The sequence below is a fragment of the Serratia sp. CY83965 genome, assembly GCF_052166375.1.
Lineage (GTDB): Bacteria > Pseudomonadota > Gammaproteobacteria > Enterobacterales > Enterobacteriaceae > Serratia > Serratia marcescens.
Genome location: NZ_JBJNOV010000001.1, coordinates 1 through 22,889, shown reverse-complemented (window position 1 = coordinate 22,889; position 22,889 = coordinate 1). Strand labels below are relative to the sequence as shown.

Sequence of the window (22,889 nt, the reverse complement as noted above, 5' to 3'; positions counted from 1 at the left end):
CGGAAACAGCGAGAAGCATTCTCGGCCAAACAGCGCGCCGGTTAAGGAAGCGGAGAGGTTTTTGATGATTGGTGCTGTCAGTTTGTGACCTGAGTTGTAATTAAACTGTAAACGCATTGATAAAAATTCTGCCTTGTACTAAAACCTATTACATACACACAACAGGTCAGACCTCTTACTACTTCGGAGCTTCTTATGATGGTTCTTAGTATCGTCGTTTTCCTGGCTCTCCTCGGCGTGGTGTTCTACCACCGAGTGAACCTTACCCTCAGCAGCCTGATCCTGGTGGCGTACACCGCCGTCATGGGCGCTATCGGCCTGTGGAGCTTCTGGCTGTTGCTGCCGCTGGCGATCGTGCTGCTGCCGCTGAACCTTTCCTCTGTGCGCCGTTCCCTGCTCTCCGCGCCGGCGCTGCGCGCCTTCCGCAAGGTGATGCCGCCGATGTCCACCACCGAGAAGGAAGCGATCGACGCCGGCACCACTTGGTGGGAAGGCGATCTGTTCCGCGGGGCGCCGGACTGGAACAAGCTGCACAGCTACCCGAAACCGCGCCTGACGGAAGAAGAGCAGGCGTTTATCGACGGCCCGGTGGAAGAAGCCTGCCGCATGGCCAACGACTTCCAGATCACCCACGAACTGGCCGATCTGCCGCCAGAACTCTGGGCGTACCTGAAAGAACACCGTTTCTTCGCGATGATCATCAAGAAAGAGTACGGCGGTCTGGAATTCTCCCCTTACGCTCAGGCGATGGTGCTGCAAAAACTGGCCGGCGTTTCCGGCATCCTGGCGATCACCGTCGGCGTACCGAACTCCCTCGGCCCGGGCGAACTGCTGCAGCACTACGGCACCGAAGAACAGAAAAACCACTATCTGCCGGGCCTGGCGCGCGGCGACGAAATCCCATGCTTCGCGCTGACCAGCCCGGAAGCGGGTTCCGATGCCGGCGCGATCCCGGACGTCGGCACCGTGTGCATGGGCGAATGGCAAGGCAAGCAGGTGCTGGGCATGCGCCTGACCTGGAACAAGCGCTACATCACGTTGGCGCCGGTCGCCACCGTACTGGGCCTGGCGTTCAAACTGCATGACCCGAACCGCCTGCTGAGCGACAACGAATCCCCGGGCATCACCTGTGCGCTGATCCCGACCAGCACCCCGGGCGTGGAAATCGGCAACCGCCACTTCCCGCTGAACGTGCCGTTCCAGAACGGCCCGACCCGCGGCACCGACGTGTTCGTGCCGATCGATTACATCATCGGCGGGCCGAAAATGGCCGGCCAAGGCTGGCGCATGCTGGTTGAGTGCCTGTCGGTCGGTCGCGGCATCACCCTGCCGTCCAACTCCACCGGCAGCCTGAAATCCATCGCCCTGGCGACCGGCGCCTACGCGCACATTCGCCGTCAGTTCAAGATCTCCATCGGCAAGATGGAAGGGATCGAGGAACCGTTGGCGCGCATCGCCGGCAACACCTATGTGATGGACGCCGCCGCTTCGCTGATCACCTATGCGCTGGTGCAGGGCGAGAAGCCGGCCGTGCTGTCGGCCATCGTCAAATACCACTGCACGCACCGCGGCCAGCAGTCGATCGTTGACGCCATGGATATCGCCGGCGGTAAAGGCATCATGCTGGGCGAATCCAACTTCCTGGCTCGCGCTTATCAGGGGGCACCGATCGCCATCACGGTGGAAGGCGCGAACATCCTGACCCGCACCATGATGATCTTCGGTCAGGGCGCGATCCGCTGCCATCCTTATGTGCTGGATGAAATGGCGGCGGCGCAGAACAACGATCTGAACGCCTTCGATAAATCGCTGTTCGGCCACCTGGGCCACGTCGGCAGCAACAAGGTACGCAGCTTCTGGCTGGGCCTGACCAACGGCCGCACCAGCGCCACGCCAACCAAGGACGCGACCCGTCGTTACTATCAGCAGCTGAACCGCCTGAGCGCCAACCTGGCGCTGCTGTCGGACGTTTCCATGGGCGTGCTGGGCGGCAGCCTGAAGCGCCGTGAGCGCATCTCCGCTCGCCTGGGGGATATCCTCAGCCAGATGTATTTGGCTTCCGCCGTGCTGAAACGCTTTGACGACGAAGGCCGTCAGAAAGAAGATCTGCCGCTGGTGCATTGGGGCGTGCAAGACAGCCTGCATAAAGCCGAACAGGCGCTGGATGATCTGCTGCGCAACTTCCCGAACCGCTTTATCGCCGGCGCGCTGCGCTTCGTGGTCTTCCCGTTCGGCCGCGTGCATACTGCGCCGTCCGATCGCCTGGATCATCAGTTGGCCAAGATCCTGCAGGTGCCTTCCGCCACCCGCAGCCGTCTGGGGCGCGGCCAGTACCTGACGCCGAGCGAGCATAACCCAATCGGCCTGCTGGAAGCGGCGCTGGCCGACGTGATGGCCGCCGAGCCGATTCACGAACGTCTGTGCAAGGCGGCCGGCAAAAACCTGCCGTTCACCCGTCTGGATCGTTTGGCGGAGCGCGCGCTGGAAGAAGGCAAGATCAGCGCCGACGAAGCGAAGATCCTGGTGAAAGCCGAAGAGAGCCGCCTGCGCTCCATCAACGTGGACGACTTTGCGCCGGATGCGCTGGCGGCCGCCAAGCCGGAAAAGCCGGCGGCGCAGTCTAAGCGCCAGCAGCAGACCGAAGCGGCTTAACGCCAATTCCCACTCCACGCATCCAAGGGGCGATCATCATCGCCCCTTTTTTCTTTTGCTTTCAGGACAAACTGCGCACCACGCCGCAGGTTGGCGCAACGGCGGATTTCACAGGAAGGAAGTTCGGGTAGACTGCGCGGCGGGTGCTCTGGATCTTTCTGTCCGGAGCCTTGGCAAAGAAGAGAAAGAGAAAGAGAAAGAGAAAGAGAAAGAGAAAGAGAAAGAGAAAGAGAAAGAGAAAGAGAAAGAGAAAGAGAAAGAGAAAGAGAAAGAGAAAGAGAAAGAGAAAGAGAAAGAGAAAGAGAAAGAGAAAGAGAAAGAGAAAGAGAAAGAGAAAGAGAAAGAGAAAGAGAAAGAGAAAGAGAAAGAGAAAGAGAAAGAGAAAGAGAAAGAGAAAGAGAAAGAGAAAGAGAAAGAGAAAGAGAAAGAGAAAGAGAAAGAGAAAGAGAAAGAGAAAGAGAAAGAGAAAGAGAAAGAGAAAGAGAAAGAGAAAGAGAAAGAGAAAGAGAAAGAGAAAGAGAAAGAGAAAGAGAAAGAGAAAGAGAAAGAGAAAGAGAAAGAGAAAGAGAAAGAGAAAGAGAAAGAGAAAGAGAAAGAGAAAGAGAAAGAGAAAGAGAAAGAGAAAGAGAAAGAGAAAGAGAAAGAGAAAGAGAAAGAGAAAGAGAAAGAGAAAGAGAAAGAGAAAGAGAAAGAGAAAGAGAAAGAGAAAGAGAAAGAGAAAGAGAAAGAGAAAGAGAAAGAGAAAGAGAAAGAGAAAGAGAAAGAGAAAGAGAAAGAGAAAGAGAAAGAGAAAGAGAAAGAGAAAGAGAAAGAGAAAGAGAAAGAGAAAGAGAAAGAGAAAGAGAAAGAGAAAGAGAAAGAGAAAGAGAAAGAGAAAGAGAAAGAGAAAGAGAAAGAGAAAGAGAAAGAGAAAGAGAAAGAGAAAGAGAAAGAGAAAGAGAAAGAGAAAGAGAAAGAGAAAGAGAAAGAGAAAGAGAAAGAGAAAGAGAAAGAGAAAGAGAAAGAGAAAGAGAAAGAGAAAGAGAAAGAGAAAGAGAAAGAGAAAGAGAAAGAGAAAGAGAAAGAGAAAGAGAAAGAGAAAGAGAAAGAGAAAGGCCCCGAGTCGATATTATCAACCCGAGGCCACTCTGATGCCTAGCAACATCAGGTTAGCCTCTTACCCGCCGCAAGGCAAGGATAGGGAGGTCAAAAATGCAGCAAAAACGGGTCGTACTTAAACTGGTGATCGTCTGTATGACGCTGCTCGCGTTCATCTGGCTAACCCGCGGTTCGCTGTGCGAACTGCGCATCAGGTTGGGAGACTCGGAGGATGCGGCCACTTTGGCTTACGAATCCGGACGGTAAGGCAACCCAACGGCGGGGTTCGCCCCGCCCGTTGGCTGATGGTGTCAGGCAGGATCCACGAGCACCCGCCTTTTCAGCCCTGCTGACGAATGCGCGCCAACAGCGCGTCGATATGCTCGATCTGCGGCGCATTGACGATCAGCGTGCGCCCCAATCCCAGGGCGTGACGCTGACAGTCGAGGCGCATGTCGGCGTCGGCGATGCTGTCCAGATCGGCGACGTGCGCCAGGCCGATGGTGCGCCGAATCAGTTCGGTGCCGCAGTATCCTATCGCGTCGCTCCAGACCTGCTGCAGGAACTGCTCGGCGTAACCCGGCGTCGCCAGCGCCGCATCGCGGCTTTGCTGATGGCACAGCGCCAGAAAGCGATCGGCAAAGATCAGCCACAGCTCGCGCACATCCTGCAGCCGCTGCTCGCGCCCGGCGGCGGCGTCGCGCGGCCCGAACAGCCCCGGCTGGCCGCAATAGTTGAGCAGCAGGTTGCCTAACGCAGTGCCGACATCGAAACCGATCGGGCCGTAGAAACCGAATTCGGCGTCGATCGCTTTCAATCGCCCTTCCGCCACGAAGATCGAACCGCTGTGGATATCCCCGTGCAACAGCGCCTCCGCCTTGCTGAGGAAGCGATGTTTCAGGCCGGCGACCGCCAACTTCAGCGGCGCATCCTCGCGCAGCGCCTGCACCTGCGGCAACAGCGCCGCCTCGAACTGATTGCGCTCATGGTCGATATAGGGATCGGTAAAGAACAGATCTTCGGTGATCTTGCACAGTTCGGGGTTGGTGAAACGGCTGACTTCCGCCTTTTTCTGCTGCGCCGACTGATAAAAATCGGAGGTGTGAAACAGCGTCTGCGCCAGGTATTCCGCCAGTTGCCCGGCCGCCAGCGGATGATAGTTCCCCTGCACCAGTTCACTGCGCCAGATGCGATGATCGGAGAGATCTTCCTGCACCATCACCGCCAACTCGGGATCGTGATGCAAGACTTTTACCGTATGCCGCGGGCAGAAACCGCCGTGGACCAGCAGCGTTTCCGCTTCGATGCGCGCCCGATCCAACGTCAGCGGCCAGGATTCGCCCACGCAGCGCACGTAGGGCAGCGCCTGTTTGACGATCACCCGGCTCACACCTTCACGATCGCGGATCTTGAACACCAGGTTCAGGTTGCCGTCACCGATCTCGTCGGCGCTCACCAGCGCCTGCGGTTCGGCCACCTGCCCGTATTGGCGGGCATATTCAACGGCATCGGCAGCCGTAAACGTACGATAAAGCGACATTCCCCAACCCCTCTGTTCTCTCTCACTGACCCAGCGACTCTGATTATTTAGACGTAAAAGCATTTGGACGTCTATACATCTGGAAGTCATGTTGGCAGAATAGCGTTTCAGATGCAATAACCACGCAACAAGGAATTAACCGCCGATGCAAGCGCTTAACACCACCAGTTTGTCCCTGCGGGACAACCGCCTTTGGATCCTCGATCAGCAAGCCCTGCCGCAGGAAAAGCGGTGGCGCGCTTGCGACAGCGTGGAAGAGTTGGTCGGGCACATTCACAGCCTGCGGGTGCGCGGCGCTCCGCTGATCGGGCTGTCCGCCAGCCTGCTGTTGGCGCTGCTCGCGGAACGCGGTCTGCCGCGCGCCGAGCTGGAGCAGGCGCTGCACACGCTGCGCGCCGCCCGCCCGACGGCGGTTAACCTGATGAACAATCTGGATCGCATGAAGTTGGCGCTGGCGGAACCTGACTGGGCGCCGGCGATGGTGAACGAAGCGCTGCGGTTGGTGGAGGAGGATCGCCTGCTGTGCGATCGCATCGCCGATCGCGGCGCAGGGCTGGTCAAGCCCGGCAGCCGCCTGCTGACCCACTGCAATACCGGCGGATTGGCCACCGCCGGCGTCGGCACCGCTATCGGGGTGCTGCTGCGCGCCCACCAGCAGGGCAAAGTGCAACAGGTATGGGTCGATGAAACCCGGCCGCTGCTGCAGGGCGGCCGCCTGACCGCCTGGGAACTGGGCGAGCTGGGCATTCCCTATCGTCTGATCTGCGATTCAATGGCCGCCAGCCTGATGGCGCAAGGCCAGGTCGATGCGGTATGGGTCGGCGCGGATCGCATCGCCGCCAACGGCGACGTCGCCAACAAGATTGGCACCTACAGCCTGGCGGTGCTGGCGCACTATCACAGCATCCCGTTCTACGTGGCCGCCCCGCACACCACCCACGATCCGCACTGTCCGGACGGCGCCGCCATCCCGATCGAGCAACGCGCGGCGGCCGAAGTCACCGGCGTTTCAGGCAGCTTCGGCGCCTGCCAGTGGGCGCCGGCCGAGGCGCCGGTCTACAATCCGGCGTTCGACGTCACGCCGGCCAAGCTTATCAGCGGGTGGGTGTTCGACAGCGGCGTGATCACCCCGCAGCAGGTTGAAGCGGGGATTTTCCGGCGGACACTGGGTTAACGCCCGCCGGTTGACGATCAGTCCAGACGCGGATAGGCATCGGCGATCGTGTCGCCGGTGAAATGCGCCACCCAGCCTTCCGGGTTGTCAAATACCCGGATCGCGGTAAAGTGCGGCGCCGAGCCCATATCGAACCAGTGACGGGTGTTGGCCGGCACTGAGATCAGATCGTTCTTTTCGCACAGGATCTGGAAGATCTTGCCGTCCAGATGCAGGCAAAACAGCCCCGCCCCTTCAACGAAAAAGCGCACTTCATCCTCACCGTGCGTGTGTTCGGACAGGAATTTTTCGCGCAGCGCCTGGCGCTGTTCGTGGTCCGGCCGCATGCTGATCACGTCCCAGCTCTGGTAGCCCTTTTCCGCCACCAGCCGGTCGATCTCATGCTGGTAGGCGGCGATCACCGCCTGCGGCTGCGGGTTGTCGCCCAGTTCGCGATCCGCCTGCCAACGCTCAAAGCGCACGCCGATCTGCGCCAGCTGCCGCTGGATTTCCTGCGCGTCGCGGCTCTGCCACAGCGGCTGCTGCGGCTCTGTATCACTGAAAATGGTCAATCCACTCATGAGACAAACTCCCCTAAATCGATATGATCAAAACGGCTGACCTGCGGATGCCGGCTCTGTGCATCCGCCTCATCGCGGATCAGCTGGCAGGTATGCCAGCCGGCGGCCTGCGCGGCGTCCAGTTCCTGGTGGATATCGGACAGGAACAACAGTTCGTCGGGCGCGATGCCGATAGCCTGCGCAATGTTGCGGTACGACGCGGTTTCACGCTTGGCGCCGACGTGCGTGTCGAAATAGCCGCTGAACAGCGGCTGCAGATCGCCGGCGCTGCTGTGGCCGAACAGCAGCTTCTGCGCTTCCACCGAACCGGAGGAATAGACGTAAAGCTTCAGCCCCTGACGCTGCCAGGCGGCCAACTGCCCCGCAACCTCCGGGTACAGATGCCCGCGGAAATCCCCTTCGCGATAGCCGCTGCGCCAGATGATGCCCTGCAGCGCCTTGAGCGCGGTGGATTTGCGGTCTTCATCCATAAAGCGGTACAGCGCGGCGATCAGCGCGTCGAGATCCGCCTGCGGCTGGTCAATTTCAGCGCGCAGCGCCGCCAGCGGCGCGGCGACTTCGCTCTCCGTGGCGTGACGGCGTACAAAATCCGCCAGCCGTTCGCGGGCATAGGGAAACAATACCTGGTGCACGAAGCGAATATCGCTGGTGGTGCCTTCAATATCGGTCACGATAGCGCGGATCATTTCGCCTCCAGCAAGCGACGTTGCAGTTCACACTGGAACAGGAATTCCAGCCCTTCGAGATGGCGGCGGGCTTCCGCCACCTGGCTTCCCCAGCAATAGAGACCGTGGCCGCGCACCAGAAAACCGTACTGCAGCGGCGTGACCTCGGCATAGGCCGCGACGCGCGAGGCCAGCCGGGGAATGTCCTGATCGTTATCGAAAATGGGGATCGCCACGCTGTCCAGGTGGCTGCGCTGACCGGCGAGCGACTTTTGCATTTCGTACCCCTGCAGCACCAACGCATCGCCGCGTTCCACCCGCGACAACACGGTGGCGTTGACGGAATGGGTATGCAACACCGCGCCAAGATGCGGGTACAAGCGATAGAGCAGCGTATGCAGCCCGGTTTCCGCCGACGGCGTACGGCCGCTCGGCACATGATTGTCGGCGATATCCACCTGCAGAAAATCGGCGGCGCTCAGGCTGCCTTTGTCTTTGCCGGATTCGGTGACCAAGCACTGGCGTTCGTCGAGGCGCAGCGACATGTTGCCGCCGGTCGCCGGACACCAGCCTTTGTCGCCAATCCAGTGGCAGGCCGCCAGTAATGCGGTAAGTTGCGGATTCTCCGTCATTGTTATCGTTTCCCGTTCGGTAAGGCGGCCGGCAGATGAAACGTTGCCTGCCGCGTGGCGGGCTAAGCACTTTTTCGCATTTAGCCATCTAAGCGTCTTGATTGCCAAATACTAGCATCGTGTTATATTGACGGCAATATAAGCGCCTGGAGTATTCACCTGCTATGAGCACTTCCGCATTGATTCCCGAAAGTAAACTGCCTGCCCTGGGCACCACCATCTTCACCCAAATGAGCGCGCTGGCGCAGCAGCATCAGGCGATCAACCTGTCGCAGGGCTTCCCTGATTTCGACGGGCCGGACTACCTGAAAGAACGCCTGGCCTGGCACGTCGCCCAGGGCGCCAACCAATATGCGCCGATGACCGGCGTGGCGGCGCTGCGCGAAGCCATCGCCGACAAAACCGCCGAGCTGTATGGCTGGCAGCCGGACGCCGGCGGCGAAGTGACCGTCACCGCTGGCGCCACCGAAGCGCTGTTCGCCGCCATCACCGCGCTGGTGCGCCCCGGCGATGAGGTGGTCTGTTTCGATCCGAGCTACGACAGCTACGCGCCGGCGGTGACGCTGGCGGGCGGCGTACTCAAACGCCTCGCCCTGCAGCCGCCCGCGTTTGCCGTGGATTGGCAACGGTTCGCCGCCGCGCTGTCGCCGCGCACCCGCCTGGTGATCGTCAACACGCCGCATAACCCGTCCGCCACCGCCTGGCAGGCGGAAGACATGCAACAGCTGTGGCACGCCATCGCCGAACGCGAAATCTACGTGCTCAGCGACGAGGTTTACGAACACATCTGCTTCGCCAAAGGCGGCCACGCCAGCGTGTTGGCCCACCCGCAGCTGCGCCAACGGGCGATCGCGGTCTCCTCTTTCGGAAAAACCTTCCACATGACCGGCTGGAAAGTGGGTTACTGCGTGGCGCCCGCCGCGCTGAGCGCTGAGGTGCGCAAGGTGCATCAATACCTGACCTTTTCGGTCAATACTCCGGCGCAGCTGGCGCTGGCGGATAGCCTGCGCGCCGAGCCGGAGCACTGGCGACAGCTGCCGGCGTTCTATCGCGCCAAGCGAGATCGCTTTGTGCAGGCGCTGGCGAGCAGCCGACTGGAAATTTTACCCTGCGCCGGTACATACTTCTTGCTGGCGGACTACAGCGCCATCTCCGATCTGGACGATGTAGCGTTCTGCCATTGGTTAACCGAGCACGTGGGCGTGGCGGCCATTCCGCTGTCGGTCTTCTGTGCCGATCCTTTCCCCCATAAATTGATCCGGCTGTGCTTCGCTAAACAGGACGCCACGCTGGATGCAGCTGCGGAGCGGTTATGTCGACTTTAAAAATTACCCTGTTGCAGCAACCGCTGGTCTGGCGCGACGGCCTCGCTAACCTGGCCGCCTTCGACGCGTTGCTGGCGCCGATCGCCGGGCGTGATCTCATCGTCTTGCCGGAAATGTTCACCACCGGTTTCGCCATGGATGCCGGCGAGAGCGCCCTGCCCGAACAGCAGGTGATCGACTGGCTGCACGGTTGGGCGGTGAAAAGCCATGCGTTAATCGGCGGCAGCGTGGCGCTGAAAACTGACGAGGGCGCGGTCAACCGCTTCCTGCTGGTGGAGCCGGGCGGCCAGGTGCATGCCTATGATAAACGCCATCTGTTCCGCATGGCCGGCGAACACCTGCACTACCAGGCCGGCAACCGGCGTGAAATCTTCGAGTGGCGCGGCTGGCGCATCCTGCCGCAGATCTGCTACGACCTGCGTTTCCCGGTCTGGGCGCGCTATCAGCAGGATTACGATCTGGCGCTGTACGTCGCCAACTGGCCGGCGCCGCGCAGCCGCCATTGGCAAACGCTGCTGGCGGCGCGGGCGATTGAAAATCAGGTGTATGTGGCGGGCTGCAACCGGGTGGGCGACGATGCCAACGGCCTGAACTACAGCGGAGACAGCCTGATCATCAGCCCGCAGGGCGAGATCCTGGCGGATGCCGAGCCCGGCGCAGCCGCGCAGCTGGACGCTGAGCTGTCGCTGGAAACCCTGCAGAGTTACCGCAACGCCTTCCCGGCCTGGCGCGACGCCGACAGCTTTCTGCGTCTCGACTGATTAAACACGCTCCCAGCCGGCGATTGGCACGTCGATGTTCGGCAGAGAGATAAAGGCTCCGCGCCGATCGCCGCCAGCTTGTCGCCGCGCGTCATCATCCGTGCGGCGGCCTGCTGCGCCTCCAGCGCCGATGCCGGAAAAGGACGGCGCACTCAACACCAGTAGGCCATAAAGTTAACGGTAGCGCGGTCCAGATCGCGTTCGCCGATCAGGTAACGCCGCAGCGTTTTCACCGTGGAAGACTCGGCCGCCACCCAGGCGTAGAAAGCGTTGCTGCCGGCTGCCCGCTCCCACAACACCTCATCGCTCAGGCTGCTTTCCACCAGGGACTGCGCCTGCGCACAGGCCGACGCGGGGATATCCACCCGCTGGCGCACCGCTTCCACCAGCAACGTGCCGTGCGCCAATTGGCGGCCCACATCGCGCGGCAGCCAGTAAACCTCGGCGAACGGGAAACGGGTCAAATCCAGGCAATCCCCCGCCTGCGGCACTTCGAAGAACGCCTGCACGCGCGGCGGATTAGCCTGCTGCGCCAATTGCTCCAGAATGCCCATCGCCGCCGGCACGGCCGTTTCATCGGCGATCAACAGCGCCTGCTGCAACTGTGCCGGCGGCGTCCATTCGTAGCCGCCGCTGTCGCCGTCGAAGTCAGCGTTGGGGGCGACGGTCTGAATGGCATCACCCGGCTCGGCGTGAGTCGCCCAGGCGGAGGCCGGGCCGTTCACGCCATGCAGCACGAACTCGACGTCCATCTGATTCTGCTCACGGCGCAGCGCACGCAGCGTATAAGTGCGCATCACCGGGCGCCGCTCTTTGGGGATCGCCATGTAATCGCCGTACCAGTCCGGGCTATTGGCCAATTGCGGGATCTGGCCGTCCGCCGCCGGGAACAGCAGTTTGATGCGCTGATCCGGCGCTTCCAGCTTCATCCGATGAATATCCGCACCTTCAAACACGCAGCGCACCAGCGAAGGTGAAATCAGTATTTTGCTTTTCAAGGTGATATCAAAAATTCTGTAGCTGGCGGACATGTTCTCGATTCTCCGGCAACGGCTGTCGCTTGAACGTATGGCCGATCGGCTGCCGTGTTGACGGCGTGGGTTGCTCGATCGCGCAGCGGGCAAAATGTTAATAAAACTAATTAATTACGTTAATGTATCGCAAAAAATCATATCATGATTTTATTGATAACAAGAAACGTTATTGATAAAAGAATCATTCTCAAAAATAACGCAATAACAATATCACCTGGGAAATAAATAACGATGAAACGCAAACACCTTTGGGTTTTGAACCCTTGTCTGCTGGCAATGCTTGCGCCAGCGGCCTGGGCCGAAGATCAGAAAGCCGGCGCCGAAGAGCAGATGGTGGTCTCAGCCAGCCGTTCACACCGCAGCATGGCGGAAATGGCGCAGACCACCTGGGTGATCGAAAGTCAGGAGATCGAACAGCAGGTTCAGGGCGGCAAAGAGATCAAGGACATGTTGGCGCAGCTGATCCCCGGCATGGACGTCAGCGGCCAGGGCCGCACCAACTATGGCATGAATATGCGCGGCCGCTCGATGATGGTGATGATTGACGGCGTGCGCCTGAATTCATCGCGCAGCGACAGCCGCCAGTTGGATTCGATCGATCCGTTCAATATCGATCATATCGAGGTGATTTCCGGCGCGACCTCGCTGTACGGCGGCGGCAGCACCGGCGGCCTGATCAATATCGTCACCAAAAAAGGGCAACAGGAACAGCAGGTCGAGTTGCAGGTCGGCGGTAAAACCGGCTTTGGCGGCCATAACGATCACGACGAGAACGTGGCGGCGGCGGTCAGCGGCGGCAACGACAACGCCTCGGGGCGCCTGTCCGTTTCTTACCAGCGCTATGGCGGCTGGTATGACGGCAAAGGCAATGAGGTATTGATCGACAATACCCAAACCGGCCTGCAGTATTCCAATCGCCTCGATGTGATGGGCACCGGCACCCTCAACATCGACGATCATCAACAGCTGCAGCTGACCACCCAATACTACAAAAGCCAGTCCGACGGCGATCACGGCCTGTTTCTGGGGGAAAACTTCGCGGCGGTGACCGGCAACGCCAAGGCGTACAACAGCGGTAATTTAAACTCCGATCGCATCCCCGGCACCGAGCGCCACCTGATCAACCTGCAATATTCCAACACCGATTTCCTCGGCCAGGATCTGGTGGCGCAGGTCTACTATCGCGACGAAACGTTGACCTTCTACCCATTCCCAACGCTGGCGGGCAAAGCGCCGAACTATTACGTCAGCAGCATTGGCGCTTCGCAGCAAAAAACCGATTTTTACGGCGGCAAACTGACGTTAAACAGCAAACCTGTCGACGCGCTGACGCTGACTTACGGCATCGACGCCGAGCATGAGAGCTTCAACGCCAACCAGCAGTTCTTCAACCTGGCGAAGGCCCAACAGTCCGGCGGCATGACGCTGGAGAACGCTTACGGCACCGGCCGCTACCCGAGCTATACCACCAGCAACCTGGCGTCGTTCCTGCAGGCCAGTTACGACATCAATCCCATCTTCACCCTGAGCGGCGGCGTGCGTTACCAGTACACCGAAAACAAGATTGATGACTTCGTCGGTTATAACCAGCAGCAGGCGATCGCCACCGGCGCCGCGACGTCCGCCGACGCTATACCGGGAGGGAAAACCGATTACAACAACGCGCTGTTCAATGCCGGCCTGTTGGCACATCTGACCGAGCGCCAGCAAACCTGGTTCAACTTCTCTCAGGGCTTTGAGATCCCGGATCCGGGCAAATATTACGGCAACGGCACCTACGCGTTGAACGGCAGCCATTACCAATTGCTGAAGAGCGTCAACGTCGGCGATTCCAAACTGGAAGGCATCAAGGTCAATGCCTACGAGCTGGGCTGGCGCTATACCGGCGATAACCTGCGCACGCAAATCGCCGCCTACTACTCGCTGTCCGACAAGAGCATCGCCATCAACAAAACCGACATGACCATCAACGTCAATGCGGACAAGCGGCGCATCTATGGGCTGGAAGGCGCGGTGGATTATTTCTTTGAAGACAGCGACTGGAGCGCCGGTACCAACTTCAACCTCATCCGTTCCGAAACCAAGGTCAACGGCGAATGGAAGAAGCTGGTGGTCGATACCGCCAGCCCATCGAAAGTCACCGCTTATGTCGGCTGGGCGCCGGGCGACTGGAATCTGCGCTTACAGTCGCAGCAAACCTTCGACGTGTCGGACGACGGCGATTACACCAAAGCCAACTCCACTCAGGGCCGCAAGATCGATGGCTACAACACCGTCGACTTCCTCGGCAGCTATACCCTGCCGGTAGGAAAAATCAGCTTCAGCGTGGAAAACCTGCTGGACAAGGAGTACACCACCGTTTGGGGCCAACGCGCGCCGATCCTGTACAGCCCGACCTACGGCTCGCCTGAGCTGTACAGCTATAAAGGCCGCGGACGCACCTTCGGCTTGAACTATTCGGTGTTATTCTGAGGATAAGGGGCCGGTCCGCCGGCCCCGTTGATTGGGCCGCACCGTTTTTCAGAGAACGGAAACGACGAAGCCCTGAGTTATCGCTAACTCAGGGCTTCTGAATAGTGGCGGAACGGACGGGGCTCGAACCCGCGACCCCCTGCGTGACAGGCAGGTATTCTAACCAACTGAACTACCGCTCCGCGCCATTCCCTCTTGCGGGGGAACGAGGCGCATATTACGGACGCCTCTCGGTTCCGTCAACGCCTTTTTCTCCGCAAATGAACCGTTTGCACAGTTTTTCAACGAAGATTCATCCGGTGAGGTTTTTTCACGCAAAAACGCCGTTATTCCGCCGGCGCCCCGCGCCACAGGCAGCTACCGCCCTTTTTTGCCACCAGATCCAGACGCGCCTCATGCGCCTTCACTTCTTCGTCGCTGGCGTAGACCACTTTCATCGCCGTAGCCGGGCGGACGATACGCTGTATTTCTTGCGCGGCGTCATTTTGCTGGGTATCCCCCTCCATCTGGAACGCTATCGAGGTCTGACCGCCGGTCATCGCCAGATAGACTTCCGCCAGGATCTCGGCATCGAGCAATGCGCCGTGCAGCGTACGCTTGCTGTTATCTATCTCATAACGGCTGCACAAGGCATCGAGGTTGTTGCGCTTGCCCGGGAACAGGCGACGCGCCATCAATAGGCTGTCGGTGATGGTGCAGAAGGTCTCGGTCTTCGGGATGCCCTGCTGCAACATGCGGAATTCGTGATCCATAAAGCCGATATCGAACGCCGCGTTATGGATCACCAGCTCGCCGCCGCGGATAAAGTCGAGAAATTCCTCGGCAACCTGATCGAAGGTCGGCTTGTCGGCCAGGAAGTCGTCGCTGATGCCGTGTACGCCGTAGGCTTCCGGATCCACCAGCCTATCCGGCTTGATGTAAACGTGGAAGTTGCGCCCGGTCAGGCGGCGATTAATCACCTCCACCGCACCGATTTCGATGATGCGGTGCCCTTCGTAGTGCACCCCAAGCTTGTTCATACCGGTGGTTTCGGTATCGAGGACAATCTGTCTGGTGGTTGTAGAGATCATATTGCAGTGCTCACAGCGCTCGTTTATGTCAGACTTGGCTTTTATAAAACTGATAGGAAGAGTCTACCAGAGATGCTCAAACAGGTAGAAATTTTCACCGACGGCTCCTGCCTTGGCAACCCCGGCCCCGGTGGCTACGGCGCGATACTACGCTATAAGCAGACGGAAAAAACCTTCAGCGAAGGATTTCGTCTGACCACCAATAACCGCATGGAAATGATGGCGGCGATCGTGGCGCTGGAAGCGCTGACCGTCCCCTGCGCCGTGACGCTCAGCACCGACAGCCAGTACGTGCGCCAGGGCATCACCAGCTGGATCCATAACTGGAAGAAACGCGGTTGGAAAACCGCCGACAAAAAACCGGTCAAAAATGTCGATCTGTGGCAGCGGCTGGATCAGGCCATTCAGCGCCACGAGGTGAAATGGGAATGGGTCAAGGGCCACGCCGGCCATCCGGAGAACGAACGTTGTGACGTGCTGGCGCGCGAGGCGGCCGGCAAACCGACGCAGGAAGACGTCGGTTACCAACCGGAAGCCTAAGGCAGCTTGCGATAGCTCTTGGTCGCGCCCACCGCGCGGCTGAGAGACGGCTTTCTCGCCCCCAGTTTCATCGGCGTAGGCGTCAGCGGCAAGGTGCGCTTACGCGCCACAATTACGCTCATGCAGCCCAGCGCCGGCAAATGGGTACATAAAAACTTGCCGCCCTTGCGGTGCCACGGCAGCACGTGAAAACGCGCCTGGTGCAACACCTCGTAATTCAGCAGGCTGAGCCAATCCAGCAGCCGCATCTGGGTAAACATGCGGCTGACATAGGGCTGGCGGCGACGCAACCCGGGCACCAGCTTGCCCAATCCCAGCAGGCTGAACGGATTGAAGCTGCTGATGACCAACCAGCCGTCGTCGATCAACACCCTGTCCACTTCACGCAGCATGCGGTGCGGATCGTCCGCATAGGACAGCGTATGCGCCAGCAGGCAGGCATCTACCGATTTGGCGGCGAACGGCAGTTGATAAGCATCGGCGACCACCTGCAGCCCTTCCCCCTCCAGCCCTACGTTAACCTGGTGGGAGATTGCGCATTTGTCCGTGGCCAGCTCGGCGCTGAGCATGCCCATCTTCAGCAGATGGAAACCGAACAGCTTGGGCCACCAGGGTTGCAACTGCCGCTCGAGCGCTTCACGATAGTACTCCCCCCACGGCAGCTCAGCCCAGGACTGCGGGCCGGTGAGCTTTTGTAGAGTATGGGCTGGTTTCATGATTTATTATCTTCTTTCAAGCCGTTGCCAACGAGAGGTACACCATGAATCTTATCAGCATTCCCGCCTTCCAGGACAATTACATTTGGTTATTGGATGACCGACAGGGGCGCTGCATTATCGTCGATCCGGGTGAAGCGCAGCCAGTACTTGAAGCGTTGCAGCGCCTGCAGCTGGCGCCGGCGGCGATCCTGCTGACCCACCATCATCACGATCACGTCGGCGGCGTGGCGCAGATCGTGGCGCAGTATCCCGGCCTGGCCGTCTATGGGCCACAAGAAACCGCGGACAAAGGCGCCAACCACATCGTCCGCGACGGCGACACCTTTGACATCGATGGCCGCCACTACAAGACTATCGCCGTTCCCGGTCATACGTTGGGCCATGTGGCATTCTATAGTGCCCCTTATCTGTTCTGCGGCGACACCATTTTCTCCGCCGGCTGCGGCAGGCTGTTTGAAGGCACCGCCAAACAAATGTACGACTCATTTCAACAACTCGCGCAACTTCCCGATAACACCTTAATTTGCTGCGCGCATGAATATACTCTTTCAAATCTTAAGTTTGCGCGGGCTATTTTGCCGGAAGATCGAGAGATTGAAACATATCAACAACATGTTGAAGCGTTAAGGGCAAAAGGCCAAGCCAGCGTGCCGACTACATTGCAATTAGAGCGCAAAATCAACCTGTTTTTACGCTGCCATGACACTGATTTACAAAAGAAATTAGGCTTTAATTCACCACCCCAAAGCCTTCATTCAGTTTTTTCCGAATTACGCCTGCGGAAAGATAACTTCTAAGCTTTTAGTTGTGTTATTTGGCGAAGCAAAGTATTATTGCTCGTCTTTTAAGCAACTACATTGACACACACATGAAGGCTAAAGCGATATTTCTCGCCTCAGTCTTGCTAGTGGGTTGCCAGTCGTCCAGGCAGGACGCACCGGCGCCAGAACAGCATGCACAGAGTTTGTCTTCGGCTGGTCAAGATGGTGAAGCAGGAGAGTACACAGCAAATGGCCGAGCGAGCTCGGCGCGGTGGTTGGATAACAACAGTCCCACCGCGCAACAGGACCTGTGGAACTTCATTAGCGACGAGCTGAAGATGGAGGTTCCGGAAAATTCCCGGATCCGTGATCAGAAAAGAAAGTACTTAAAAAGTAAGAGCTATCTCCACGATGTAACATTACGGGCAGAGCCGTACATGTACTGGATAGTCGGGCAGATTAAGAAACGTAATATGCCGATGGAACTGGTACTGCTACCCATAGTGGAGAGCGCTTTTGACCCACACGCCACGTCAAGTGCCAACGCCGCAGGGCTATGGCAAATCGTGCCGCAAACGGGTCGTAATTATGGTTTGAAAAACAATCAGTGGTATGACGGTCGACGCGATGTCGTCGCCTCAACAACCGCTGCGCTTAACATGATGCAGCGCTTGAACCGCATGTTTAACGGCGACTGGTTACTGACCGTAGCCGCCTATAACAGTGGTGAAGGCCGCGTGATGCAAGCGGTGAAGGCAAACAAACGCCAGGGTAAGCCAACCAATTTCTGGGCATTGTCGCTTCCGCGTGAAACGTCAATCTATGTCCCGAAAATGCTGGCGCTGAGCGACATCATCAAGAACAGCAAGAAGTACGGCGTGAAACTCCCGAAAACGGATGAAACCCGTGCGCTGGCGCGTATTGATGTCGGACAGCAGATCCAGCTGACTCAGGCGGCTGAGATGGCAGGGCTTTCAGTCACCAAGATGAAAGCGTATAACCCAGGCTACAAAAAAGGCGTTACGGCACCCAACGGGCCCCATTACATCATGGTTCCCAAAGGACATGCCGAGCAACTGAAAGACTCGCTGGCCGATGGCCAGATCGCCGTGACTCAGCCAACGACGCAGTTGGCGAAGAACAGCGGTTTGACCGGTGGCAGTTCGTATAAAGTGCGCTCCGGCGACACCTTATCGGGCATTGCCAAGCGGCTGAACGTTAAGACCAGCGATTTGCAGAGTTGGAACAACTTACGCGCCAAGAGCGCCATAAAAGTTGGGCAAACCCTGCAAGTGGCCAGCAATACTGGCAGTAACAGCAGTATCACCTACCAGGTCCGTAAAGGTGATTCGCTCGCCAGTATCGCACGTCGTCACGGCGTCGATATTAACGACGTGATGCGTTGGAATTCAACGCTCGCCAAAGGCAACCTGCAGCCAGGTCTGAAGCTGACCCTGTTTGTCGGCAACAAGCTAACGCCGGATACCTAAGTTTCCGGTACAAAAAAGCACCCTGCGGGGTGCTTTTTTATTACCTGCGATTCACCAGACGGGAGAGTCTTTTTCCGGGTGGAACTCCACCAACAACGGATTGTGATCCGACGCGCTGGTCACCAATACCGACGCCTCCACGACCCCCAGATTGCGGTAAAATACGAAATCCAGCGGACGGCCGAAGGCCTTGCGGCGATGATCGTCGGCGAAGCTCACTTCGCGCAGCGCCATCTCTCCGGCGAAGTCATACAGCGCATTGATGCGCTTGCGGCTCCAGGCGTTGAAGTCCCCGGCCATGATCACCGGCCCCCGGTGGCTGGCGATCTGCTCACCGATTGGCCCCAGTTGCTTGCTGTAGACGTCGACGCCCAGGCTAAAGTTCACCGCATGGATGTTCACCACCATCAACAGCTCGCCGTTGTACAGCGGATAAACGGTGATCAGGGCCGACTTGGACAGCCGCAGCAGCGGCTCTCGCTCGCGCAGCGGGCAACAGTAAACAGGATGAGCGGCCGCCAGCGTCATCACGCCGGAAGGGTGCTGCGGTAGCACAAAGGCCGGTACCTGATCGGCCGCCAGGTAGTTGGCGGTAGCGTAGCTCACCAGCTCCGGCGTGGTTTGCGCCTCTTGCAACAGCACCAGTTGCGCGTCTTTGCCATGGTTTTTCAGCACCGAAAGCCAGTCGGCTCGCTGCTGTTTGAAAATATTCCACACCATAACGCGCAAGGCGCCGGTCGTCGGCAGCGCCGCCCCTGGCGGCAACGGCTGGTTAACGGCGCCAGGAAAGATTCGCTCAACTGGCTGACCTGCAACATACCGCATTGCATAAGTTCGTTTCGGCACGCGATTCGCCTATTACCCAGTAACATGAAAACTGGCGATGAAGACTCGCCAACGATGAATTGATTATACGCCTACCCCGCATAGAGGGCATGGCTTTTGCGGGCATCACCTTTTCAGTTATAGGGGCCACCTGCAGCGATTTCAATCTTCTGACGGTATAGCTGTGTAAAGGTGGGGGATAATAGGTGAAAAATGCGAAAAGGCCCGCAAAACGCGGGCCAGGTAGTAATAGTTGCCTATCAAGCTGTTTGCCGCTGAGACTTTTTATCCAGACGGCCACTGAGGCTAACCAGCAACAATGCAACCACCACGATCAGCGCGCCAATCCAGGGGGTCTGCGCCAGCCCCAGCGAGGCAACGGTCTGGCCGCCAATCACCGAACCAAGCGCAATGCCGATGTTGAACGCCGCGATGTTGAGACCGGACGCCACATCCACCGCATTTGGCGTGTATTGTGCGGCTTTTTGTACCACATAGACCTGCAGCCCCGGCACGTTGCCGAAAGCGAACACGCCCATCGCAATCACCGTCAGCAAAGCGGCGATACTGTGGCTGGCGGTAAACTGAAACACCAGTAACAAAACGGCCAACGCGGCAAAGATAAAGCTCAACGCACGCACCGCCCCATGGCGATCGGCCAGCTTGCCCCCCCAGATGTTACCCACCGCCACCGCGACGCCATAAGCCAACAGTATCCAGCTCACGGTCGGAGCAGAGAAGCCCGCCAGTTCCTGCATCATCGGCGCAAGGAAGGTAAAGGTCGTGAAGACCCCGCCGTATCCCAATGCGGTAATTGCGTAAATCAGCAGCAGACGAGGATGGGTCAGTACTTTCATTTGTTCCCGCACGCCGGCACTGCCCTGGTTCTTGATATTGTTCGGCACCAGAATAATGCTGGCCACCGTAGCGACCGCGCCAATCAGAGAAACGGCCAGGAAGGTTTCACGCCAGCCAAACTGCTGGCCGATGAACGTCCCTAACGGTACGCCGGTCACCAGCGCCACCGTCAGGCCACCAAACATGATGGCAATGGCGGAAGCCGCCTTCTCTTTCGCCACCAGGCTCGTCGCGATAGTGGAGCCGATAGAGAAGAACACGCCGTGCGCCAGGCCGGTCAACAACCGGGCAATCACCAGCGATTCATAGCTGGGTGATTGCCAGGCCAGCAGGTTGCCGAGAGTGAACAGCACCATCAGGCCAACCAGCAGCAGCTTGCGCGGTATACGGCTGGTCAGGGCCGTCAGCACCGGCGCACCAATGGCCACGCCGAGGGCATAGATAGTCACCAGCAATCCAGCGGACGGTACGGTCACCCCAAGCTGTTCCGCGATAGTCGGGATCAACCCGACAATCACGAACTCGGTCGTGCCGATAGCAAAAGCGCTGATGGTTAAGGCAAGTAATGCGAGTGGCATTTTTTACTCCGAAATAGCATTCAAGTTGATGACGGCTATTATCGGCCTATGCTTAAATGATAAAAATGCTCAAAATTTCAAATTAACTTTGCTATCGGAGCAAAAATGAAAGCAAACTCAGACGAGCTGATCACCTTTGTCACCGTAGTGGAAAGCGGCAGCTTCAGCCGGGCGGCCGAACGCCTGGAACAAGCGAACTCCGTAGTCAGCCGAACGGTGAAAAAACTGGAAAGCAAACTGGGCGTGACGTTACTCAACCGCACCACGCGCCAAATCAGCCTGACTCAGGAAGGAGAGAATTACTTTCGCCAGGTGCAGAAGGTACTGAACGACATGGCCGCGGCGGAAAATGCGCTGATGGAAAGCCGCCAGCGTCCGCAAGGCCTGCTGCGCGTCGACGCGGCAACGCCGGTGGTGCTGCACATGCTGACGCCTTTAGTGGCGGAGTTCCGCGAACGTTATCCTGAAATGTCGCTATCGCTGGTGTCTTCGGAAAACTTTATCAATTTGATCGAGCGAAAAGTGGATATCGCAATCCGCGTAGGCGAACTGACCGATTCCACGCTGAAAGCACGCAAACTGATGACCAGCTATCGGCATGTGCTCGCCTCTCCCGCCTATCTGGCTCAACACGGCACGCCACTAACGGTAGAAGATCTTGCACATCACTGCTGCATCGGCTTCAACGACCTGCCCAGCCTGAACCGCTGGCCACTGGCTTGTTCAGATGGCAGCCAGTTGGAAATTACCCCAGGCTTGACGACCAATAGCGGAGAAACCCAGCGCCATCTCTGTCTGCATGGCAACGGTATCGCTTGCCTGTCGGACTTTATGAGCGACGAAGATATCAAACGTGGAGATTTGGTTCCGATTCTGGTGGAAGCGACACTGCCGGTCGCCATGCCGATCAACGCGGTTTATTACAGCGACAGCGCCGTCAGCAACCGTCTGCGCAGCTTTATTGATTTTGTGAGTGAATACCTGAAACGATAAAAAAGGCGCCCCGATAGGCGCCTTACGCTGACTACTGCGAGGAATGATTAATCCCAGTTTGGCGCCAGACCTTCCGGGCTAACCAGACGGCCGTTGCACTCCAGTGCGGCAATCTGCGCCATATCTTCGTCGGTCAGCGTCAGTTGCTGCGCCAACAGGTTGCTCGCCAGGTTTTCACGCTTGGTCGAGGAAGGAATAACTGCATAGCCCAGTTTCAATGCCCAAGCCAGGACAACCTGTGCTGGAGTTGCATTGTGACGAGCGGCGATGCTTTTGATCGTTTCATCCTGCAGCGCTTTGCCGTAGGCCAACGTCATGTAAGAGGTGATGGCGATGCCGTGCTGCTGCGCGAATTCTACCACCTTGCGGTTCTGCAAGAACGGTGACAGCTCGATTTGGTTGGTGGCGATTTCATCGGCGCCAATCGCGTCAATCGCTTGCTGCATCAAATCGATGGTGAAGTTAGATACGCCAATTTGGCGAGTCAGTCCCAGCTTTTTCGCTTCCAGCAGCTCAGCCATAAATTCGGCAACCGGCACTTCGTCGTTGGGTGACGGCCAGTGGATCAGCGTCAGATCAACGTAGGACGTTTGCAGTTTTTTCAGGCTTTCTTGCAGGCTTGGGATCAGCGCGCCTTTCGCCAGGTTCGCGATCCAAATCTTGGTGGTGATGAACAGATCTTCACGTTTCACGCCGCTGGCAGCGATAGCCTGGCCAACAGCCGCTTCGTTTTCATAGATCTGCGCGGTATCGATAGTGCGATAGCCCAGCTCGAGTGCGGTGCTGACAGAATCGATAACAACCTGATCCTGAAGGCGGAAAGTACCTAAACCAAATGCAGGGATGCTCATAATGTTTTCTCTCATTAACAGGTAGATGTGGTATGAGGAAGATTATGGCAACTTTTTTATTGATCAAAAACGCCTGGTTCGGCATAAGACTTTTGATCTAACGGCAACAATATGGGGTAAGGCGGTAAGGAAGGACAATTCCGGCCTGAAAAGCGCAAAATGCAGATATGAAAAAGCCCTGAGTCGAGACTCAGGGCTTATCAATTAAGTGGCGGAACGGACGGGGCTCGAACCCGCGACCCCCTGCGTGACAGGCAGGTATTCTAACCAACTGAACTACCGCTCCACCGATTCTTTTACGTTGCATCTTTC

At 58.0% G+C, this 22,889-nt stretch carries 21 protein-coding genes and 2 tRNA genes; 11 read left to right on the top strand and 12 right to left on the bottom strand.

All coding sequences use genetic code 11. The features are described 5' to 3' along the window. The first annotated feature begins 195 nt into the window (after positions 1-195). From fadE to ACJ8PL_RS00105, 3 genes are read left to right on the top strand one after another with little or no spacing between them, the layout of a single operon-like run. Positions 196-2,652: an acyl-CoA dehydrogenase FadE gene (gene fadE / locus ACJ8PL_RS00115; protein WP_016928993.1), complete on the top strand. Its 2,457-nt coding sequence runs from the start codon at positions 196-198 to the stop codon at positions 2,650-2,652. A 55-nt stretch (positions 2,653-2,707) separates the two neighbouring features. Further along, positions 2,708-3,790, top strand: coding sequence for a hypothetical protein (locus ACJ8PL_RS00110; RefSeq protein ID WP_442530707.1), 1,083 nt, complete (start codon positions 2,708-2,710; stop codon positions 3,788-3,790). A gap of 53 nt (positions 3,791-3,843) precedes the next feature. Next, positions 3,844-3,996 carry a Hok/Gef family protein gene (locus ACJ8PL_RS00105; RefSeq protein WP_097102716.1) on the top strand — a complete coding sequence of 51 codons (153 nt, stop codon included), beginning with the start codon at positions 3,844-3,846 and terminating at the stop codon, positions 3,994-3,996. 73 nt (positions 3,997-4,069) lie between these two features. Here the strand turns inward: ACJ8PL_RS00105 and mtnK are convergent, their stop codons facing one another. Further along, the gene (gene mtnK, locus ACJ8PL_RS00100) at positions 4,070-5,269 is read right to left on the bottom strand and encodes an S-methyl-5-thioribose kinase (protein ID WP_442530706.1); all 1,200 of its coding nucleotides are present in this window, start codon (positions 5,267-5,269) and stop codon (positions 4,070-4,072) included. 145 nt (positions 5,270-5,414) lie between these two features. Between mtnK and mtnA the strand changes: the two genes are divergently transcribed. Beyond that, positions 5,415-6,443 (top strand): S-methyl-5-thioribose-1-phosphate isomerase, encoded by a 1,029-nt coding sequence (gene mtnA, locus ACJ8PL_RS00095; protein ID WP_442530705.1) that lies wholly within the window; start codon positions 5,415-5,417, stop codon positions 6,441-6,443. Positions 6,444-6,460: 17 nt separating this feature from the next. Here mtnA and ACJ8PL_RS00090 read toward each other — a convergent pair whose 3' ends face one another. The 3 genes from ACJ8PL_RS00090 to ACJ8PL_RS00080 are packed head-to-tail and all read right to left on the bottom strand — an operon-like array spanning position 6,461 to position 8,300. Continuing rightward, complete coding sequence (locus tag ACJ8PL_RS00090) at positions 6,461-7,003, bottom strand: 1,2-dihydroxy-3-keto-5-methylthiopentene dioxygenase (RefSeq protein WP_079449647.1); 543 nt, start codon at positions 7,001-7,003, stop codon at positions 6,461-6,463. Continuing rightward, entirely contained in the window at positions 7,000-7,689 is a 690-nt protein-coding gene (gene mtnC, locus ACJ8PL_RS00085) for an acireductone synthase (RefSeq protein ID WP_016928998.1), read from the bottom strand. Before mtnC ends, ACJ8PL_RS00090 begins: the two co-directional genes overlap by 4 nt. Next, positions 7,686-8,300, bottom strand: a complete 615-nt coding sequence (locus ACJ8PL_RS00080) for a methylthioribulose 1-phosphate dehydratase (protein WP_016928999.1) — start codon at positions 8,298-8,300, stop codon at positions 7,686-7,688. The genes mtnC and ACJ8PL_RS00080 overlap by 4 nt, the downstream gene beginning before the upstream one ends. Before the next feature lie 164 nt (positions 8,301-8,464). On the opposite strand from ACJ8PL_RS00080, the gene ACJ8PL_RS00075 reads away from it, so the two are divergent. Continuing rightward, positions 8,465-9,625 carry a pyridoxal phosphate-dependent aminotransferase gene (locus tag ACJ8PL_RS00075; RefSeq protein ID WP_016929000.1) on the top strand — a complete coding sequence of 387 codons (1,161 nt, stop codon included), beginning with the start codon at positions 8,465-8,467 and terminating at the stop codon, positions 9,623-9,625. Further along, a complete protein-coding gene (locus tag ACJ8PL_RS00070; RefSeq protein WP_016929001.1) occupies positions 9,613-10,386 on the top strand; it encodes an amidohydrolase in 774 nt (257 codons plus the stop codon). Before ACJ8PL_RS00075 ends, ACJ8PL_RS00070 begins: the two co-directional genes overlap by 13 nt. Positions 10,387-10,538: 152 nt before the next feature. On the opposite strand, the gene ACJ8PL_RS00065 is transcribed toward ACJ8PL_RS00070, so the two are convergent. Beyond that, complete coding sequence (locus tag ACJ8PL_RS00065; RefSeq protein WP_116403898.1) at positions 10,539-11,417, bottom strand: siderophore-interacting protein; 879 nt, start codon at positions 11,415-11,417, stop codon at positions 10,539-10,541. A 234-nt stretch (positions 11,418-11,651) separates the two neighbouring features. On the opposite strand from ACJ8PL_RS00065, the gene ACJ8PL_RS00060 reads away from it, so the two are divergent. After that, a complete protein-coding gene (locus tag ACJ8PL_RS00060; RefSeq protein WP_079450821.1) occupies positions 11,652-13,892 on the top strand; it encodes a TonB-dependent siderophore receptor in 2,241 nt (746 codons plus the stop codon). A gap of 105 nt (positions 13,893-13,997) precedes the next feature. Here the strand turns inward: ACJ8PL_RS00060 and ACJ8PL_RS00055 are convergent. Both ACJ8PL_RS00055 and dnaQ read right to left on the bottom strand, forming a co-directional pair. Beyond that, a tRNA-Asp gene (locus ACJ8PL_RS00055) sits at positions 13,998-14,074 on the bottom strand. Between the two features lie 144 nt (positions 14,075-14,218). Next, positions 14,219-14,962 (bottom strand): DNA polymerase III subunit epsilon, encoded by a 744-nt coding sequence (gene dnaQ / locus ACJ8PL_RS00050; RefSeq protein WP_004930195.1) that lies wholly within the window; start codon positions 14,960-14,962, stop codon positions 14,219-14,221. A 72-nt stretch (positions 14,963-15,034) separates the two neighbouring features. On the opposite strand from dnaQ, the gene rnhA reads away from it, so the two are divergent. Next, complete coding sequence (rnhA, locus tag ACJ8PL_RS00045; protein WP_004930193.1) at positions 15,035-15,502, top strand: ribonuclease HI; 468 nt, start codon at positions 15,035-15,037, stop codon at positions 15,500-15,502. Here rnhA and ACJ8PL_RS00040 read toward each other — a convergent pair. After that, positions 15,499-16,218: a class I SAM-dependent methyltransferase gene (locus ACJ8PL_RS00040; RefSeq protein ID WP_016929004.1), complete on the bottom strand. Its 720-nt coding sequence runs from the start codon at positions 16,216-16,218 to the stop codon at positions 15,499-15,501. The genes rnhA and ACJ8PL_RS00040 overlap by 4 nt on opposite strands. A gap of 44 nt (positions 16,219-16,262) precedes the next feature. On the opposite strand from ACJ8PL_RS00040, the gene gloB reads away from it, so the two are divergent. Together gloB and mltD are read left to right on the top strand one after the other, a co-directional pair. Further along, a complete protein-coding gene (gene gloB / locus ACJ8PL_RS00035; protein ID WP_016929005.1) occupies positions 16,263-17,018 on the top strand; it encodes a hydroxyacylglutathione hydrolase in 756 nt (251 codons plus the stop codon). Positions 17,019-17,089: 71 nt separating this feature from the next. Continuing rightward, entirely contained in the window at positions 17,090-18,472 is a 1,383-nt protein-coding gene (gene mltD, locus ACJ8PL_RS00030) for a murein transglycosylase D (protein ID WP_442530702.1), read from the top strand. A gap of 51 nt (positions 18,473-18,523) precedes the next feature. On the opposite strand, the gene ACJ8PL_RS00025 is transcribed toward mltD, so the two are convergent. After that, the gene (locus ACJ8PL_RS00025; protein ID WP_028127832.1) at positions 18,524-19,318 is read right to left on the bottom strand and encodes an endonuclease/exonuclease/phosphatase family protein; all 795 of its coding nucleotides are present in this window, start codon (positions 19,316-19,318) and stop codon (positions 18,524-18,526) included. 239 nt (positions 19,319-19,557) lie between these two features. Continuing rightward, positions 19,558-20,733 (bottom strand): MFS transporter, encoded by a 1,176-nt coding sequence (locus ACJ8PL_RS00020; protein WP_197789890.1) that lies wholly within the window; start codon positions 20,731-20,733, stop codon positions 19,558-19,560. A 105-nt stretch (positions 20,734-20,838) separates the two neighbouring features. Between ACJ8PL_RS00020 and yafC the strand changes: the two genes are divergently transcribed. Further along, positions 20,839-21,726 carry a DNA-binding transcriptional regulator YafC gene (gene yafC, locus ACJ8PL_RS00015; RefSeq protein WP_004930183.1) on the top strand — a complete coding sequence of 296 codons (888 nt, stop codon included), beginning with the start codon at positions 20,839-20,841 and terminating at the stop codon, positions 21,724-21,726. Between the two features lie 47 nt (positions 21,727-21,773). Here yafC and dkgB read toward each other — a convergent pair whose 3' ends face one another. Both dkgB and ACJ8PL_RS00005 read right to left on the bottom strand, forming a co-directional pair. Beyond that, a complete protein-coding gene (gene dkgB / locus ACJ8PL_RS00010; protein WP_016929009.1) occupies positions 21,774-22,577 on the bottom strand; it encodes a 2,5-didehydrogluconate reductase DkgB in 804 nt (267 codons plus the stop codon). A 209-nt stretch (positions 22,578-22,786) separates the two neighbouring features. After that, a tRNA-Asp gene (locus tag ACJ8PL_RS00005) sits at positions 22,787-22,863 on the bottom strand. Positions 22,864-22,889: the final 26 nt, after the last annotated feature.

Bases quoted from the DNA above. Each gene is read 5' to 3' on its own strand.
- fadE (WP_016928993.1), top strand. From the start codon at position 196: ATGATGGTTCTTAGTATCGTCGTTTTCCTGGCTCTCCTCGGCGTGGTG.
- ACJ8PL_RS00105 (WP_097102716.1), top strand. From the start codon at position 3,844: ATGCAGCAAAAACGGGTCGTACTTAAACTGGTGATCGTCTGTATGACG.
- mtnK (WP_442530706.1), bottom strand. From the start codon at position 5,269: ATGTCGCTTTATCGTACGTTTACGGCTGCCGATGCCGTTGAATATGCC.
- mtnA (WP_442530705.1), top strand. From the start codon at position 5,415: ATGCAAGCGCTTAACACCACCAGTTTGTCCCTGCGGGACAACCGCCTT.
- ACJ8PL_RS00090 (WP_079449647.1), bottom strand. From the start codon at position 7,003: ATGAGTGGATTGACCATTTTCAGTGATACAGAGCCGCAGCAGCCGCTG.
- mtnC (WP_016928998.1), bottom strand. From the start codon at position 7,689: ATGATCCGCGCTATCGTGACCGATATTGAAGGCACCACCAGCGATATT.
- ACJ8PL_RS00080 (WP_016928999.1), bottom strand. From the start codon at position 8,300: ATGACGGAGAATCCGCAACTTACCGCATTACTGGCGGCCTGCCACTGG.
- ACJ8PL_RS00075 (WP_016929000.1), top strand. From the start codon at position 8,465: ATGAGCACTTCCGCATTGATTCCCGAAAGTAAACTGCCTGCCCTGGGC.
- ACJ8PL_RS00070 (WP_016929001.1), top strand. From the start codon at position 9,613: ATGTCGACTTTAAAAATTACCCTGTTGCAGCAACCGCTGGTCTGGCGC.
- ACJ8PL_RS00065 (WP_116403898.1), bottom strand. From the start codon at position 11,417: ATGTCCGCCAGCTACAGAATTTTTGATATCACCTTGAAAAGCAAAATA.
- ACJ8PL_RS00060 (WP_079450821.1), top strand. From the start codon at position 11,652: ATGAAACGCAAACACCTTTGGGTTTTGAACCCTTGTCTGCTGGCAATG.
- dnaQ (WP_004930195.1), bottom strand. From the start codon at position 14,962: ATGATCTCTACAACCACCAGACAGATTGTCCTCGATACCGAAACCACC.
- rnhA (WP_004930193.1), top strand. From the start codon at position 15,035: ATGCTCAAACAGGTAGAAATTTTCACCGACGGCTCCTGCCTTGGCAAC.
- ACJ8PL_RS00040 (WP_016929004.1), bottom strand. From the start codon at position 16,218: ATGAAACCAGCCCATACTCTACAAAAGCTCACCGGCCCGCAGTCCTGG.
- gloB (WP_016929005.1), top strand. From the start codon at position 16,263: ATGAATCTTATCAGCATTCCCGCCTTCCAGGACAATTACATTTGGTTA.
- mltD (WP_442530702.1), top strand. From the start codon at position 17,090: ATGAAGGCTAAAGCGATATTTCTCGCCTCAGTCTTGCTAGTGGGTTGC.
- ACJ8PL_RS00020 (WP_197789890.1), bottom strand. From the start codon at position 20,733: ATGCCACTCGCATTACTTGCCTTAACCATCAGCGCTTTTGCTATCGGC.
- yafC (WP_004930183.1), top strand. From the start codon at position 20,839: ATGAAAGCAAACTCAGACGAGCTGATCACCTTTGTCACCGTAGTGGAA.
- dkgB (WP_016929009.1), bottom strand. From the start codon at position 22,577: ATGAGCATCCCTGCATTTGGTTTAGGTACTTTCCGCCTTCAGGATCAG.